The organism is Ensifer sp. 1H6 (assembly GCF_001976035.1).
Classification (GTDB): Bacteria; Pseudomonadota; Alphaproteobacteria; order Rhizobiales; family Rhizobiaceae; genus Ensifer; species Ensifer canadensis.
Genome location: NZ_MOAI01000035.1, coordinates 1 through 15,781, shown reverse-complemented (window position 1 = coordinate 15,781; position 15,781 = coordinate 1). Strand labels below are relative to the sequence as shown.

The window sequence follows — 15,781 nt, the reverse complement described above, 5'->3', positions numbered from 1 at the left end:
TGCCCTGCAGGAGCAGCCGATGATGCCCGTCTGGCCGTATCGTCCCCACCTACGGCATCTGGGTCTTTTTATCGTAGCCTACGTTCTGGGCTGTGGTTTCGCTCAGGCGCTCGCAATCGTTCCTGGAACGGGTATTTCCATTTGGGCTCCGAGCGGGCTTTTCATTGCCACGCTCGTTCTTGCTCCGAGGCAGAGCTGGCCGTGGTGGGTGCTGGCGGGATGTTTCGCCGAACTGTTCAGCAATGTCCTGTGGTTCCACACCCCGTTGCCTGCCGCCTTCCTGATATATGTCGGTAACGCCCTCGAGGCTGTGGTCGGCGCCTTGCTGGTCAACTTGATCTTGAAGCGATCGTTCCGATTGGAAACCTTGCAGGAAGTCCTCGCCTTCGTTGTTCTATGTGCAGGAATTGCGCCGATGGTGAGCGCGACGGTTGGAAGTGCCACGCTGGCTTGGTTCGGCATATTGTCTCAAACCTTCACCGGCGCCTGGCCGCTGTGGTGGATCGGAGATGCCACCGGCGCCTTGATCGTTGCACCACTGGCGTTGATCGTGATTCAGAACTGGCGTGACAAATCTGAAATCTCGGCGGCCCGATGGGCAGAAGCCAGCGTCCTTGGGCTGATCTTCCTCGGCGTCGCCGCCCTTTCTCTCAGCGGCTACCTACCCTTCGCCTATATCATCATGCCGCCACTGCTTTGGGCCGCAGTGCGCTTCGAGCTCAAGGGGGCCGTCGTCATCCTGGCGCTCCTCACGCTGATCACGGCGATATTCACGATATCCGGCGCCAGCCCGTTTGCCGGCGATCCCGAGACCCAGCGCCACAGACAGATCATGCTGCAGCTTTTTCTAGCGATCTCGGCATTTTCGGCCCTTATCGTCGCCGCGATATCCCGGCAGCATCAACTGGCATTGCTTAACCTGCGCCAAAGCGTGGCGACTTTACGGGACAGAGAGCGGGAGCTCTCTCAGATCGTGAACATGGTCCCGGTTCACATCAGGCGGCTGACCCCCGAGGGCGAGCCGACCTTCTTCAACAAGCGCCTTACCGATTTCTTCGGACTTGACTTGCAACAGTTGAGCAAGCCGAATGAAAGCCGACTTGTGACGGCCGTACAAAGCCTCGTCCATCCCGACGATGCCGACAGCTTGCTGCAAGCGGTCCGCCACTCCTTGGCCACGGGCGAACCCTATTCCATGAAATACCGCATGCGTCGTGCTGACGGCGTCTACCGCTGGGTCGATGGCCGGGCGGAACCGTTGCAAGATGAAAACGGCGCAATCGTGCAATGGTTCGCAATTTCCCTAGACATCGATGACGAGGTGCGAGCGCAGGAAGCGCTTCGGCAAAGCGAGCGCCGCTATCGCGACCTCTTCCACTACATGCCTATCGGCCTTGTCCAGGTAGATGCAGGCAAGCTTATTCCGATGTTCAAGGAACTGCGCGCACAGGGCGTTGCCAATCTCGAAACCTATATTGACGAGCATCCCGAATTCCTTGGCCGCGCGCTGGAAGCCCTTGAGGTCGAAGAAGTCAACCAGCATGTCGTTGATATGTTTGGCGCAAATAGCGCGGAGGAAATGGGCGGGCCGATCACCCGCTACTGGCAGCCGGGCCTTGCCACCATCCGCCGTTCCATCGAAGCGCGCTATCGCGGCGAAGAGGTCTTCCAGGAAGAGACCAGGGTGGCGCGCATGGACGACAGCGTAATGGACGTTGTTTTCGCCACCGCCCGCCCCGGCGCCGTTGCCGACAAGAGCCTGGTCGGCTTCATCGATATCACAGAGCGCAAGAAAGCCGAGGAGGCGCTGCACAAACGAGAACGGGAATTCTCGCAGCTTGTAAACATGGTTCCCAGCTACCTCTGGCGGTTGACGCCCGACGGCGTGCCCAACTTTTTCAACAGGCGGTTGATCGAGTTTCTGGGTGTGGACGCGGGCGATGTCGATGTCGAGGGCGTCCATCCTCTCGCGGCTATTATTCAGGCTGTCGTGCATCCGGATGATGCGACACGGATGAAGGAGGCGCTGTATCGCAGCATTGCGACCGGCGAACGCTTCTCCATGAAATATCGCCTGCGACGCGCGGATGGCGTCTATCGCTGGGTGGAAGGCAGCGCTGAGCCGATGCGCGATGACGACGCACGCATCCTTCAGTGGTACGGCCTCTCGCACGACATCGATGACCTCGTGCAGGCTGAAGAAGCGCTGCGGAATAGCAAGCAGCAGTTGGAGCAGATGATCGAGGCCGTGCCCTTCAGCATCCTAAGCTTCGCGCCATCGGGCGAGATGACCTATGTCAGCAAGCGATATCAGGACCAGGCCGGTGCGCCGACGGCGCAGATCAAGGACTTCGATGCGCTGGCCCAGGAAGTGGCTCACCCCGACGACTTTCCGACAATGTTTGCGCGGGCAAAAAAAGGCTTTGCGACCGGCCAGCCCTTCGTCAACCGGTTTCGCCGGCGCCTGAAAAACGGCGGCTATCGCTGGATCGAGGCGCGCGCTCAGCGCTGCGCGGTGCAGATGGCGCGATCGTACAGTGGTACTTTGCTTCAATAGACATCGAAGACGAGATGCGCGCGCAGGAGGCTTTGCGCGAGCGGGAACGCTTTCTCTGGCAACTGGTGGAAACACTGCCGGCCATGATCGATTGCGCTGCGCCAAATGGCGAGCCGGTCTATCGAAGCCAGCAACTCCGCGATTTCCTCGGTTATGAGCTTGAAGAATTAGACGGCGGGGAGAAATCACGGCTGGATGCAACGCTCGACGCCGGCGTCCATCCTGATGACCTTGCCGGCGTCAAGGAGCAATATGCGCTTTCGTTGGCAAGCGGCGAGCCTTATCTCAGGAAACATCGTCTGCGGCGCTTCGATGGTGAATATCGCTGGATCGAGACGCGCGCAGCGCCGATGCGCAACGTCGAAGGCACCATCGTGCAATGGAACGTCATCTGCCTGGATATCGATGGCGAGGTTCGGATGCAGGATGAACTGCGCCTGGCTCAGGAGCGGCTCGCCCGCGCCAGCCAGGCGGCAAGCCTTGCGGAGCTTTCCGCCTCCATCGCTCACGAAGTGAACCAGCCGCTGGCGGCTATCGTCGCAAATTCGCACGCGTGCTACCGGTGGCTGTCCGCCGAGCCGGTCAATGTCGCGCGCGCCAAGATCACGACCGAACGGGTCATCCGCGACGCCAATTCTGCGGCTGATGTCGTTGGCCGTATCCGGGCTCTCTTCAAGCAATCAGCGGAGAACAGGGCCAGCCTAGCGCTCTCAGGCATTATCGCGGAAGCGTGCAACCTGGTTGCCGGGGAGGCATTGCGCCGTCGTGTCCGGCTCGACATCGACGTGGAAAGCAAACTTTCGCCGGTTACCGTCGACCGCATCCAGATCCAGCAGGTTCTGGTCAATCTCATCCGCAATGGCATGGAGGCAATGGATTCCATCGAAGGAGAAAGAGTTCTGCATGTGCTCACGCATCAAGTGGGTAGCGAGGTGCAGACCGAAATAGGCGACCAGGGAACCGACAGCGATTTTTCCGACCGGATTTTCGAGCCGTTCTTCACCACGAAGGAAAATGGAATGGGCATGGGTCTCGCCATCTGCCGCTCGATCGTCGAGGCACATGGCGGACGTTTATGGGCCGAAAAAAATGAACCGGGCGCGCTCGATTCATTTTCACCTTACCAGTTGTAAAGGAAGCGGCGCCATGACGACGGATGACCATGTTGTTTTCATTGTGGACGACGACGGACGCATCACGGAGGCGCTCGGCGAACTCCTGGAGGCCTATGGCCTGCGCGCCGTCGCCTTCGGGTCGGCGGGCGAGTATGTGAGTGCCGCGAAGCCGGATGTTCCCGCTTGTCTGATCCTCGATGTCGAATTGCCCGATATCAATGGACTCGAACTACAGCGGCAGATCGCCGAGGGAGATCATCCGTCGATCGTCTTCATCACCGGACATGGCGACATTCCCTCTTCGGTGCGTGCGATGAAGGATGGTGCAGTGGATTTCCTCACCAAGCCATTCAGCGACGTGGACCTCCTGGCCGCAGTCCATACGGCGATCGCCGAGAACCGGAAAAAACGATTGGAACGGGCCGAACTGAAGGAGCTGAAACAGCGATACCTCGCCCTCACGCCACGAGAGCGCGAGGTGATGCCACTCGTGGTCAGCGGTCTCCTGAACAAGCAGGCGGCGGCGGAACTGGCGATCAGCGAAGTTACACTGCAAATCCACCGGAGGAATGTGATGCAAAAAATGGCGGCGGCATCACTCGCCGATCTCGTGCGTAAAGCGGAGCGATTGGGGATACCCATCACCCACTCTCGCCGGGCCGGAGGAAACTAAACATGGGGAAGACAAGACCAATGGTCGCGGTTGTCGATGACGATCCGAGGCTGCTGGAATCACTGGAAGAGCTTCTGGAATCCGCCGGGTATGCGGCCTGTTGCTTCATGTCGGCGAGGAGTTTGCTCGACCATGGACTTTCGCATTTGGACCTGCTCATTAGCGACATCGGCATGGCTAGCATGAACGGCTTTGAGCTTCGTGATCAGGTGAAAAAGGTGCGTCCGGAATTGCCGGTATTCCTGATCACCGGCCGGCACGAAATCGCCGACCAGGGTCGCGCCCAGGGTATCAGCGGTTTCTTCCGCAAGCCCTTCGATGCCCCTGCCCTGCTCGTCGCCATAGGCGAGGCCCTAAAAAAATCGAGAGATGGAGGGTGACATGAGCGTTAGTCAGTCAGCCGGAAAATCAGCCCCCTTGTTTCCGCAGGACAAGAATAATTCGGCCGAACCCATTGTCACTATCGTCGATGACGATGCAGCTGTGCGCGAAGCTTTGTCGGAGCTGATCTTCTCGGCTGGCTTCCATCCCGTCAGTTTCGCCTCGACCCAGGACGTGCTCAACGCCGTCGACATATTGAATAGCCCGGGTTGCCTGATCCTGGACGTGCACATGCCAGGAGCAAGCGGGCTCCACCTGCAGCACCATCTGGCGGAGAGTGGCATTGCCAAACCCATCATTTTCCTGACCGGTCATGGCGACATCCCGATGACTGTTCAAGCGATGAAGGCGGGCGCTGTGGATTTTCTGACCAAGCCTGTGTCGGACCGGACGCTGCTCGATGCAGTGATAGCCGCTATCGCATTGGATGGGGCCCGGCGCGCAGAGGCGACCGTCGTCAAGCGCAATCTTGAACGTTTAGGGACGCTGACGCATCGAGAACGCGAGATCCTGCGTGAGGTGGTGACGCGCGGACGCCTCAACAAACAGATCGCCTTCGACCTCGGCATCAGCGAAGTCACGGTGAAGCTGCACCGTGCCAATGTCATGCGCAAGATGGAGGTCCGTTCCATCGGCGATCTGATCAGGGCATGGCAGGCCCTACCCCCGACGATACGTGAGACCGGTGGACCTGGGTTCTGATCAACCCCAACATCAGTTGCTCAGATGGCTTCGAGGGCTTTTGCCTCGCGGGCGATGAAATCGCAGAACAGTTTTACGCGCAACGGCACCGTGCGGCCAAAGGCGTGCAGTGCGTTAAAAGGAGCGCTGGGAAACGCAAACCCCGCCGCGAGTGTGACAAGCGTGCCGCCTTCCAGGTCTTTCGCGACCAGACATCGCAGAAGATAGGCCGCCCCCAGCCCACTAAGCGCAGCCTGAATGAGTGCGGCCCCTGAGTCGCAATCGACGCGCCCGAAGGGAATGAAGCTCGTCCCGTCCGGAAGACGCAGAGGTTGCGTGACGCCTCCCAGTGCATAGCGGGCGAAGGGTAGAGCCGCCAGCGCTTCGGCAGTTGCAGGATCGCCCCAGGTCTTCAGAAAGGTCGAAGACCCGACGATCGTCATTGGCAGGTCGGCCAGGTGACGAACCATTAGGTCTCCCGGCGCGGGATTTCCAACGCGCAGCGCAACGTCGTAGTCCTCCCTGATCAGATCGACGAACCGATCCGTAAGTCCGACTTCAAGATGCAGGTTCGGATAGTCAGCTGCAAAGCTACCGAAGAGGCGCGGCAGCAGTAGAGGAGCCATCTCGTTAGGCATGCTGATGCGCAACCGACCCGAGGGCGCAAGGTCGGACCTGATCGCCTCTTCACTTGAATCCAGCTCCCGTAACAGCGGCGCAACGCGGTCGAAGAAAACCTGCCCATCCTGGGTAAGCATCAGGGCGCGCGTGGAGCGCAGGAACAACCGGGCGCCGATCTTCTTCTCCAGCCGCGCCACGCTCTTCGACACCGCTGACGGTGTCGTCGCCAGATCGCGGGCCGCGGCGCTGAACGATCCAGCCTCAACTGTCCGTACAAAAGCCATCAATCCGGGCGTCTCGTTGAGCAGGTTCGGCATTTGCACCTCCGCGGCACAGATCATGTGCCCGCCCATGATCTAATGACGCAGGGTGGCAGCGTTTATCTAATTTCTCGTTGAAAGGAGATAAACAATGCAACACCTCAAAGACAAGGTCGCCGTCATCACCGGCGGCAATAGCGGTATAGGCAAGGCGACTGCTCGGCTGTTCACGGAAGAAGGAGCGCACGTCATCATTACCGGGCGGCGGCAGGAAGCTGTCGACCGCGCCGTTCAAGAAATCGGTCTGTCGGCCATCGGCTTCGTTGGAGATGCTGCCGACTTGGAGGATCATCGCAGGCTGGCGAACACCGTGAAGAGCCGCTTCGGCGGGCTCGACATTTACATGGCCAATGCTGGGGTCATCAATCTCACCACCTCCGCTGAGGTTACTCCGGATGACTATGACCGGCAGTTCGCCATCAATACGCGCGGCGTGTTCTTCGGCGTGCAGACGATCGCCCCTCTGATCCGCGACGGCGGAAGCATCATCGTTACGAGCTCGCTCGCGGCCACGAAGATCCTCCCTGATCATACTGTCTATGCCGGTTCAAAGGCAGCAACCGCCGCTTTTGCGAAAAACTGGGCGATCGAATTCAAGTCGCGGCGGATCCGCGTCAACATCCTGAGCCCGGGACCGGTCGAGACCGAAATCCTCGCCAAGCTGGGCGTATCGGAGGCCGAGCGGCCGGCATTCGAAGATTACATGGCTTCCCTGATCCCCGCAGGCCGTCTCGGCCGACCGGAAGAGTTGGCGCGCGCCGCACTCTTCCTCGCCTCCGATGCGGGAAGCTTTGTCAACGGGATCGAGCTTCATGTCGACGGCGGCATGACCCTGGCCTAAAAGGATGGGAGATCGTAGAAATCCCCTTCGATTTACGGCTCGCGACCTCCGAAAGCCGCTGATGCCAGCCTATTGGAGCTCGAAAGCTAGTGACCGGTAGCTCCTTCAGCTAAGGCAACAAACTGAAGGTGCGGGACACGAAGGTCGCGCGGATGGAAACTCGATCGCTATCTCTGGGAAATTCCTGGCGAGCGCTATTCGAGGATGTTGATCTGCCTGAAGGCGACCTAGGCGTTCGCGCGTCAATCGCGAACGCAACGCCACCGAGCCGATCCGGAACTCGACACCTCGCACTTTCCTCAGCTCGAAGTTGCGTACTCCAGGCCTTGGATGATGTCATTGGTCGAGCTGAAGATATGCAGCTCGCTATAGAGATGCTTGCGGCCAATGTGGGCGAGCAACGTCGGCCGCAGACCGATCGTTGCGGACTAGAAGGTTGCGAGTCGATAACCCAATTAAGCGACCCCTCATCAATTCGCCGATGCTGCAAAGTTCTGCTACCTTGATACGGCGCGGCTGACTGACCAGGGCAGTGAGCGCAGTTGGGTAGATTGTTGTCACATCTCGTGTCCCGCTGACAAATATCAATTCGTTGTTTTCGCACTTGAAAAGCACTTAGCGGCAGATAGATGGTCGAACACGAGGCACTGCAGGAGGGGTCCACCATGGGACAGTTGACGACCAAGGAACGGGGTTGGCGTCCGCCATATTAATTTTGCTCGCGCTCATCGGGATCGCGATGGGAGCGGCTGGTCGAACGGACCCCTTGGGCGTTCATGGCGCAATAATCTTCTTCTACAGTGTCGCGCTCATATTCATCATTATTTCGCGTGCATTTGAGGGTGTGCCCGATCCAACCCGGATCGAGAGATACTATGATGATCCGATCAAGGCCGGTGTCGCATTCACCCTGGCCTGGGCGATCTTTGGGATGTTCATTGGAGTTTGGGCGGCCGCACAGCTAGCTTGGCCTAACCTTAACTTCGATACGGCATGGACAAGTTTCGGCCGTATCCGTCCAGCGCATACGACCGGCGTCATCTTTGGTTTTGGTGGCAATGCCTTGATCGCAACCTCATTCCACGTCGTCCAGAGGACGTCCCGTGCAAGGTTGGCAGACCAGCTCAGTCCGTGGTTCGTGCTGATGGGCTATAATCTTTTCTGCATATTGGCAGTCACCGGGTATTTCATGGGGATCACTCAATCGAAAGAATATGCCGAGGCCGAATGGTATGCTGATCTCTGGCTGGTAATTGTCTGGGTGACCTACTTCATCCTGTACATCAGGACTTTAGCGCGCCGCCGTGAACCGCACATCTATGTCGCCAACTGCACTGCCTGCTCCGCCGTGAGTGCCCGTTCGCGGGTGCCGGAAACAATGATCTCCAGAATCTCGTGTTCGTCAGTGTGCTTGATATAGCGGTCGCCGACATACTCGCCGCGCTTTAGCACCATCACGCGATCGCCGACGGCAAAGATATCGACCAGCCGATGAGAGATGATAATCTGGGCTACACCCTGCCTCTTCAATTCCAGCATCGTTTCAAGCAGGCGTTCGGTCGCCATCACCGAAAGATTGGCGGTCGGCTCATCGAGGATTACGACCTGCGGCTCGAACGAGATGGCGCGGGCAATCGCCACGGATTGCTGGCGGCCGCCCGACAGGCTTTCGACCTTCTGGTAGACGGAGTTGACGTCGACCTTGAGCCGTTTCAGTACCTTGTCGGCTTCCGCATACATCTTCCGCCGATTGACGAACGGGCCTTTGAGCGGCCAGCGGCCCAGAAATATGTTCTGCCCGACGTCCATGTTCCCGCACAGCGCGAAATCCTGATAGATCATCTCGATACCGACGTCGCGGCTCTCATGCGGGCTCCTGAAACGCACCGGGTGTCCCGCGACGAAAATCTCGCCAGCATCGCGCTGGTAGGCGCCGGTCAGGATTTTCATTAGTGTCGATTTGCCGGCAGAATTGTCGCCAACGAGGCCGAGGATCTCGCCGGGATGGAGCACCAGGTCGACCGAGCGTAGCGCCTGGACGGCACCGAATACCTTTTCGATGCCCCGCATTTCCACGATCGGTGTGCCTTGGGTATCAGCGGCCATGAGTGGTCTCCGAAGCTTGTCCGCGTCGCGCCAAATAGGAGCGCATGCGTCCGAAGATATTGGCCTGGCGCACCCAAATGTCGACGAGCACGGCCAGGATAAGGATGACGCCGATGAAGACATTGATCCAGTGCTGCGGCATGGTGAACCCCTGGACGTTCAATTGCAGCAGCGCCCGCACGAGCGTGATCGCCGCGGCGCCGGCAAGCGAGCCGATGATGGTGCCGTAACCGCCGAAGATCGATCCGCCGCCGATGATAACCGAGGCGATGGCGTCCAGTTCGCGGAACTGGCCGGCGACGGGGTTGAAACTGCGGAAGTAGGCGACGTTGATGATCCCGGCCATGGAGGCGCAGAGCGCCGACAACAAGAGCGCGAGGAAACGCACGCGGTTCGTGTTGATTCCCGCGTAAGCCGCGGCGCGGAGGTTGCCGCCGGTGGACAGGACCTTCAGTCCGAACGGCGAGTAAGCGAGCACGAGGCCAGCCACCAGGGCGACAAAGAACATCCAGATCGTCTGCACGCTGACCACTTCTGCAACGGTCCGAAGAAAGCCAGACGGCAGCGAAAAGTCGAAATGCAGGAGGACGTCGTTCGCCTTGCGGCCGAGCAGGTTGTAGCTTTCGGGCCAGCCCGTCAGTTGCTGGCCGGCGACGAACCAGGCGGCAAGACCGCGGGCGATGTAGAACATGCCCAGCGTAGCGATGAAGGCCGGCAGCTTGAAACCGACCGTGACGGTGGCGTTGACGAGGCCGGCTACCATTCCGACAACCAGACCCATCGCTACGGCGGTCATCGGGTCAGCGCCCAGCACCTTCAGGAAATAGGCCGCGGTGCTGCCGGAAAGCGCAAGCACCGCCCCGACGGAGAGATCGATATCGCCGGCAGCGATGACATAGGTGAGCCCGACCGCGATGAGGGCAAGTTCTGTGTAGTTGAGCAGGATCGCGAACGTATTGGAGAGATTCCACCAGTAGTCGGGCCTGAGGGTGAGCCCCGTCAGCCACAACAGGACGGTCAGGATGATGGCAAGCGCGTCGCGGCGGGCGAGAAACTTGCCAAACCCGGTAGCCGTCAGCGCCAGGTCGCTCGCCATCGCTCCCTTGGTCTGGACGCCCTCGAGAGCCACGCCGCCCATCTCATAGGCGGGTGGCGGCGGGCGGCCGCGCAGCCACGCCCAGAAGCGGCCCGCGACCTGGCGGCGGATGAGGTGGGGCTCTATCAGCACCGCAGTGACGAGAAGGAGGCCGAGGAAAACCAGCACCGCGCCCGCGGGCAAGGTGAACCTGGCGTTGACCGCAATGTTCTCGCCGTCGATGACGACGATGCGCGTGATCGGCCACCCTTCGCGCAAGACCTTGTCGACGAGCACGACGACCGCGGCCCCCAGGCAAGAGCCTAACACGCGACCGCGACCGCCGAGGATCGACGCGCCGCCGATGACCACGGATGCGATGACGGTGAGTTCCCAGCTGACGCCATAAAGGGGGGTTACACCCTTATCCTGTGCGGCCGACAGGAGAGCTGCAAGGGTCGCGCAGAGTGACGAAATCAGGTAGGCGCGGATGCGCACCCAGCGCGCGGGAATACCGGCATAGACTGCCGCCTGTTCGTTGCCACCAGTGGCGAGTGTCTCGTAGCCCCAGCGGGTCTTGGCAAGCACAAAGGCTCCGAGCACGACAACGGAGGCAAAGACGAGGATCTGGTTGTTGAAGCCGAGGACATTGGTTTCGCCCAGATGGAAGAAGAGCGGAAATTCATCCGCCTTGCCAGAATAATAGATCGCCTGGCCGTGTGTCAGCGCCAGCACGAAACCGCGGCCGATGAAGAGGATCGTCAGCGTCGCGATGAATGCCGGCGCCCTCAAGATGGTCACGAGCACGCCGTTGAGCAACCCGATCGCCGTCCCCAGCAGCAGGCAAAGAATGGCCGAGGCCGTGATGTCGAGATCGAGAAAGCTCGGTGAAAAAAGCCGGGCGAACACCACGGCGACGAGACCGTAGGTGGAACCTACCGACAGATCGAGGTCCTTGTTGACGATAACGAAGGTCATCCCCACGGCGATGATCCCCACGCGGGAGGTGTCACGAAGCAGGGCGTGAAGCGCGCCCGTCGAGGCGAAGAAGGTCGGATTGGCGAACACGCCGCCGACATAGAGCAGGACAAGGAACAGTAGGAGACCGGCCTCCCAGCCGCCGGCGAGCTGCGGAGGCGCGCGGCCGAGCGATGTCGTCTCCATAGGCGCCATGGATTTGTCCGGTCGATCTTTGCACTTGCGCGGGCGGCAGGAACGTTCAGCCCTCCCGCCCGTATATGTCAGGCGGCTCGAGCGAAATCAGTTCTCGAAGCGCTTGCCGACATTGGCGACGGTCGGCTTCGTCACCAGTTGGGCCCGCGTGTCGAGATTGGCGGCCGAGATGCCGCGGTCGATCTGCAGGTAGAGCTGCATGACCGGCCAGAAGCCTTGCAGGAACGGCTGTTGTCCCAGCGAGCCCGTAAGGTTGCCCGCGGCGATGCCCTCTTGCTGCGCCGGCCCCAGATCGAAGCCGAAGGCACAGAACTTACCGGTCCATCCCATTTGCGCGACTGCCTTGACGAGGGGCGGTGTGAAGACGTTGTTTGCGGTGAAGGCCCCGACGACGTCACCACGCGACTCGAAGAGCGACACGAGCGCGTTCACGGGATCGTTCGGGTTCGTGTCGATGCCGACATTCTCCGGCCCGGCGTCCACCTTGAAGTTTTCAAGCTTTCCGGCGTCTTTCAGTGTCTTGACGATCGCATTAAAGGCAGAGGTCACCCGATTGTTCACTTCGATGTTGCCCATAGCGGTCGAGGACGGCAGCAGGATCGAGCCGCTGGTCTTGCCACCGTCGAGTACGCATTTGGCAAGTGCTTCGCCGCCGATCGCGGCCGCGGATGCGTCCTGTCCGGTATGACTGATGCTGCTGCGGTTGAGCAGCGTTCCGTCAAATGAGTTCGTCGTGGCGACGGGAATGCCCTTTGCCTCGGCGGCCTTTACGATGTCGTTGTAGGCGCCGACCTGCGGCGTCGTCATGATGATGCCGTCGATCGTCGGATCCTGAACGATCTGATTAAGGATTTCGATCTCGCGGGCCGGATCATCCACCGGCGACTCCGAGCCAAGCAGCAGGATCTTGGCGCCGATCATGTTGCCGGCCACCGTGGCGCCAACATAGACGGGATCGAAAAAGCCGTTCCCGGCGGTGTGCGTCACGATACCAAAGGTGAGGTGGCCGTCGGCCGAATGGAAGTCCTTGGTACCGGGCGCTTCTTTTGCGGCGTCCTCGAAACTGTAGCCGCCGACCGCCTTCTCGACACTGCCTGATTGCGCGGATGCATACGAGACGCCAAGCGAGAGCGCCGCGACCGATGCTGCCGCGTGCAACAAAATACGCCTCATAACTGGTCCTCCCTTGAAAGGGGCAGAAGCCGTTCGGGCGCGCTAGTCGTGAGGGCCGAATGCCTTCCTCCCACGACGCTAATTTTCCGCGTAATTCCATCGTAAGTAAATGGTGAACGCGTGGTGCTGGCGAATTTGTTTGGCGGCGGCGTTAAGTTGTTGTCCACCGAAGATGAACCTGGAATGCGAAGGTGCAAAAGGCAGACTCGGCGCGCATTCGGTAACGGCGCGCTTGCGCCGATTGAGCCGTTCCGCCAGCACGGGCGCAAGTGGACGACCCAGCGATGGACCGTCGAACAATCGAAGCTGACCGTTCCTCACGATACATTACGCGCAGTAGAAATCCGCATTGCGCCAGAAACGGTAGCCCCACGCCCTGACATCGCGACGTTAGTGCCTTAGAGACCGCCGCTCACAGGGGCCGGAGCCTCCTCGAAACACTCGATCAGCATTTCTGTGAGGACACGTACCTTTCTTGCGGGATGCTGCCCCGACGGGCGGATGATATATATGCCTGCCGGAGGTGGCGGATAGCGTGTCATGACGGGAACCAGCGCGCCGGAAGCTACATATTCATGGGTTACGCCATCGGGGATCCAAGCTATGCCAACCCCTGCCAATGCGGCGGCGGCGAGAGCCAGGGCGTTGTCGGCCTTGAAGCGTCCCCGCGGATGGACCGTAATGATCTCTTCGCCATCCATGAATTGCCAGGCCTCCGTTCCTTGCATGAGGGCCTGATGGGCGACGAGCTCCGCCGGTGTCTCGGGGGAACCATGCGTTCTAATATAGTCCGGGCTTGCGACCAGCTTCCCGTAGAGCGGACCGACGCGTCTTGCGATCAGGTTGGAGTCCTGCAGATAGCCAACCCGGATCGCGCAATCAAAGCCCTCTGCGATGAGATCAACAAAGCGATCGCTGTAGGACGTATGGATGTGGAGCTGCGGGTGGCGTTGTGCCATTTGCGCGAGCACAGGAGCGAAGTGGGTCGGACCGAAAGAAAACGGCACGGCAACTCGCAAGCGGCCGCAAAGGTCGCCGGAAGGTAGGATCGTTTCCCTGGCCACGTCGATCTCGGTACAGACCCTGGCTGCATGCTCCCGAAACGTGATCCCCGCTTCTGTGAGAGCCGCGCCGCGGGTTGTTCGTGCAAGAAGCTGCACGCCAAGTTCCGCTTCAAGTCGGACAAGCCGCCGACTGACCATTGACTTGGAGACGCCGAGCCGCCGCGCGGCGGGCGAAACGCCCCCTGCATCAGCCACTTCCACGAATGTCCGCAGATCTTCGATATCCACCTTGGCGTTCCCCATTTCGCGACACAGCTTGGCGCAAAGGAAGGCTACCGTATCATAAATGGGAATGACAGTGTCCGTTTCGTAGGCAGCGCCGCTGTCAGCGCATGTTTGCCGGTAAACCGACCTCACACAAAACGACAGCAGAGGATGTATTCATGACCTTTCGTAACGGCCTTGCTTCGCTTCTCCGCCCGGAAGATTCCGTACTCGTTCTGATTGACCACCAGCCCTACCAGCTCGCAAACCTGAACAGCCACGATCCGCAGATGGTGGTCAACAATTCGACGGCTCTGGCGAAGGCCGCCAAGGCTTTCGGCGTACCGACCATCCTGACCAGCGTGATCGCTGAGCGTGGCGGTCTCATCTTCCCGCAAATCACCGATGTGTTCCCGGGCCAGGAGGTGATCGACCGGACTTTCATCAACACCTGGGAGGACCGGAAGGTGGTGGACGCGGTCAAGGCGACGGGCCGCAAGCAGTTGATCATCGCCGGTCTGTGGACCGAGATCTGCGTCGCGATGCCGGTGATCCAGGCCCTCGGCGAAGGCTGGGATGTGACGGTCATCACCGACGCTTCGGGAGGTACTTCGGTCGAGGCCCACGAGGTCGCTATCCAACGGATGATCGCGGCCGGCGCGAACATGATGACCTGGCTGGCGCTGGCGTCCGAATGGCAGCGCGATTGGGCCCGCACCCAGCATGCCGCCGAGCTGACGGACGTGCTCAAGCATCATGCCGCTGGTAGCGGCATCGCGTTCCTGTGGGAGCAACAACTGCTCAACACGCCGATACCGAGCAACGCAGGCTGATTGGAGCGGGGATGACGAAACCTTGAACGAGGCGATGCGAAAAAGTCATCGCTTTTGCTGGCTCGTCATCCCAATTGCTTGGAGGCGAAGGATGTCTCGTTTGGGCCCGAAGCCGACCACCAAATCTTTGCTCTTGAACGGATTCGTACTGTCGCCCCGGCCGAAGGGATGCGTCGGTCACCTACGGAATACAATTTCTGTAAGCGCTGGCGCGCTGCCTAGAACGGCGCCATGCCATGGACGCTGGCAAGCGATGACGTTCGACGGCTCGGTTCCGGGCCTGCTGTTGGTCGTTAGAATGGGCAGTCCTTGCGACGCGAGGCCCATGCATTTTCGGACTTTGGTCGCCGGCATCCGCCTGGCAGGGATCAGCCGCGTCGGTCGCGTTGTTTGCACACGCTATGGTTCGAAATCGGCTTCAAATGTGCAGCTACGGTCATAGTCGCCTGCACTTTTATTAGTAAATGTGAAAAAAACATTGGCTTTCCGAAGCGATAAATTGACGGCTCCGACAACCCCGAAAAAAACGTGGCACCGAAGGGGGTTATCTTCGTCCCCAGGGTATTTGTTCTGCTACGGCCTCAGCAAAACTCCGGCTCTGGATGCGGCGCACGCAACCTCTGCTTAGTAGAGGTCACGGAAGGACATGCCTAGCCTTGTTGTTGAGGAGTGAGTTATTGCTCGGCGGCTGGGCAAATACTTGAATCAACATTGGGAGACCAACATGAAAAAGTATCTTCAAACCGTTGCTATCTGCGCAATCGTTGCGGCGGGTTACACGGCGCCAGCATTCGCTGACGGCGGTAAAATCGGCGGCGCCGGCGAAATTGGCGGCAAGAGCGACGGTGCGAACGGGACGGGCGCTGATAGCGGCAGCGGCGGTGGTGGAGACAGCGGTAGCGGCGGCGGTGGAGACAGCGGCAGCAGCGGCGGCGGAGACGGCGGCAGCGGCGGCAGTGAAGGT

The 15,781-nt window shown here is 60.0% G+C and carries 11 protein-coding genes and 2 pseudogenes; 8 read left to right on the top strand and 5 right to left on the bottom strand.

Annotated elements, in window-relative coordinates; genetic code table 11:
* Positions 1 to 19 precede the first annotated feature (19 nt).
* From BKP54_RS29425 to BKP54_RS29410, 4 genes and pseudogenes are all read left to right on the top strand, one after another.
* Positions 20 to 3,707, top strand: a pseudogene (locus BKP54_RS29425) (MASE1 domain-containing protein).
* Positions 3,704 to 4,345, top strand: coding sequence for a response regulator (locus BKP54_RS29420; protein WP_084815304.1), 642 nt, complete (start codon positions 3,704 to 3,706; stop codon positions 4,343 to 4,345). Before BKP54_RS29425 ends, BKP54_RS29420 begins: the two are co-directional and overlap by 4 nt.
* A 2-nt stretch (positions 4,346 to 4,347) precedes the next feature.
* A complete protein-coding gene (locus BKP54_RS29415; RefSeq protein WP_084815303.1) occupies positions 4,348 to 4,725 on the top strand; it encodes a response regulator in 378 nt (125 codons plus the stop codon).
* A 1-nt stretch (position 4,726) separates the two neighbouring features.
* The gene (locus tag BKP54_RS29410; protein WP_084815302.1) at positions 4,727 to 5,428 is read left to right on the top strand and encodes a response regulator transcription factor; all 702 of its coding nucleotides are present in this window, start codon (positions 4,727 to 4,729) and stop codon (positions 5,426 to 5,428) included.
* A 20-nt stretch (positions 5,429 to 5,448) separates the two neighbouring features.
* On the opposite strand, the gene BKP54_RS29405 is transcribed toward BKP54_RS29410, so the two are convergent.
* Positions 5,449 to 6,381 carry a LysR family transcriptional regulator gene (locus BKP54_RS29405; RefSeq protein WP_198956885.1) on the bottom strand — a complete coding sequence of 311 codons (933 nt, stop codon included), beginning with the start codon at positions 6,379 to 6,381 and terminating at the stop codon, positions 5,449 to 5,451.
* Between the two features lie 58 nt (positions 6,382 to 6,439).
* Here BKP54_RS29405 and BKP54_RS29400 point away from each other — a divergent pair, with 58 nt between their 5' ends.
* Both BKP54_RS29400 and BKP54_RS29395 read left to right on the top strand, forming a co-directional pair.
* A complete protein-coding gene (locus BKP54_RS29400) occupies positions 6,440 to 7,189 on the top strand; it encodes a glucose 1-dehydrogenase (protein WP_084815300.1) in 750 nt (249 codons plus the stop codon).
* A gap of 665 nt (positions 7,190 to 7,854) precedes the next feature.
* Positions 7,855 to 8,519: pseudogene (locus BKP54_RS29395) on the top strand (cbb3-type cytochrome c oxidase subunit I); the annotation flags it as partial.
* On the opposite strand, the gene BKP54_RS29390 reads toward BKP54_RS29395, so the two are convergent.
* The 4 genes from BKP54_RS29390 to BKP54_RS29375 form a co-directional block, all read right to left on the bottom strand.
* The gene (locus tag BKP54_RS29390) at positions 8,507 to 9,295 is read right to left on the bottom strand and encodes an ATP-binding cassette domain-containing protein (protein WP_084815299.1); all 789 of its coding nucleotides are present in this window, start codon (positions 9,293 to 9,295) and stop codon (positions 8,507 to 8,509) included. The pseudogene BKP54_RS29395 and the gene BKP54_RS29390 sit on opposite strands and share 13 nt — an antisense overlap.
* On the bottom strand, positions 9,285 to 11,543 hold the full coding sequence (locus BKP54_RS29385) for a sugar ABC transporter permease (protein ID WP_084815298.1): 2,259 nt from the start codon (positions 11,541 to 11,543) through the stop codon (positions 9,285 to 9,287). Before BKP54_RS29385 ends, BKP54_RS29390 begins: the two co-directional genes overlap by 11 nt.
* Positions 11,544 to 11,630: 87 nt before the next feature.
* Positions 11,631 to 12,716: a substrate-binding domain-containing protein gene (locus tag BKP54_RS29380; RefSeq protein ID WP_084815297.1), complete on the bottom strand. Its 1,086-nt coding sequence runs from the start codon at positions 12,714 to 12,716 to the stop codon at positions 11,631 to 11,633.
* 398 nt (positions 12,717 to 13,114) lie between these two features.
* The gene (locus tag BKP54_RS29375; RefSeq protein ID WP_025430697.1) at positions 13,115 to 14,008 is read right to left on the bottom strand and encodes a LysR family transcriptional regulator; all 894 of its coding nucleotides are present in this window, start codon (positions 14,006 to 14,008) and stop codon (positions 13,115 to 13,117) included.
* A gap of 155 nt (positions 14,009 to 14,163) precedes the next feature.
* On the opposite strand from BKP54_RS29375, the gene BKP54_RS29370 reads away from it, so the two are divergent.
* Both BKP54_RS29370 and BKP54_RS29365 read left to right on the top strand, forming a co-directional pair.
* Positions 14,164 to 14,817 carry a hydrolase gene (locus tag BKP54_RS29370; protein WP_025430698.1) on the top strand — a complete coding sequence of 218 codons (654 nt, stop codon included), beginning with the start codon at positions 14,164 to 14,166 and terminating at the stop codon, positions 14,815 to 14,817.
* A gap of 724 nt (positions 14,818 to 15,541) precedes the next feature.
* Positions 15,542 to 15,781 (top strand): hypothetical protein (locus BKP54_RS29365; protein ID WP_198956884.1); only part of this gene is annotated, 240 nt, incomplete at its 3' end.

Bases quoted from the DNA above. Each gene is read 5' to 3' on its own strand.
- BKP54_RS29400 (WP_084815300.1), top strand. From the start codon at position 6,440: ATGCAACACCTCAAAGACAAGGTCGCCGTCATCACCGGCGGCAATAGC.
- BKP54_RS29385 (WP_084815298.1), bottom strand. From the start codon at position 11,543: ATGGCGCCTATGGAGACGACATCGCTCGGCCGCGCGCCTCCGCAGCTC.
- BKP54_RS29390 (WP_084815299.1), bottom strand. From the start codon at position 9,295: ATGGCCGCTGATACCCAAGGCACACCGATCGTGGAAATGCGGGGCATC.
- BKP54_RS29380 (WP_084815297.1), bottom strand. From the start codon at position 12,716: ATGAGGCGTATTTTGTTGCACGCGGCAGCATCGGTCGCGGCGCTCTCG.
- BKP54_RS29405 (WP_198956885.1), bottom strand. From the start codon at position 6,381: ATGGGCGGGCACATGATCTGTGCCGCGGAGGTGCAAATGCCGAACCTG.
- BKP54_RS29415 (WP_084815303.1), top strand. From the start codon at position 4,348: ATGGGGAAGACAAGACCAATGGTCGCGGTTGTCGATGACGATCCGAGG.
- BKP54_RS29410 (WP_084815302.1), top strand. From the start codon at position 4,727: ATGAGCGTTAGTCAGTCAGCCGGAAAATCAGCCCCCTTGTTTCCGCAG.
- BKP54_RS29370 (WP_025430698.1), top strand. From the start codon at position 14,164: ATGACCTTTCGTAACGGCCTTGCTTCGCTTCTCCGCCCGGAAGATTCC.
- BKP54_RS29420 (WP_084815304.1), top strand. From the start codon at position 3,704: ATGACGACGGATGACCATGTTGTTTTCATTGTGGACGACGACGGACGC.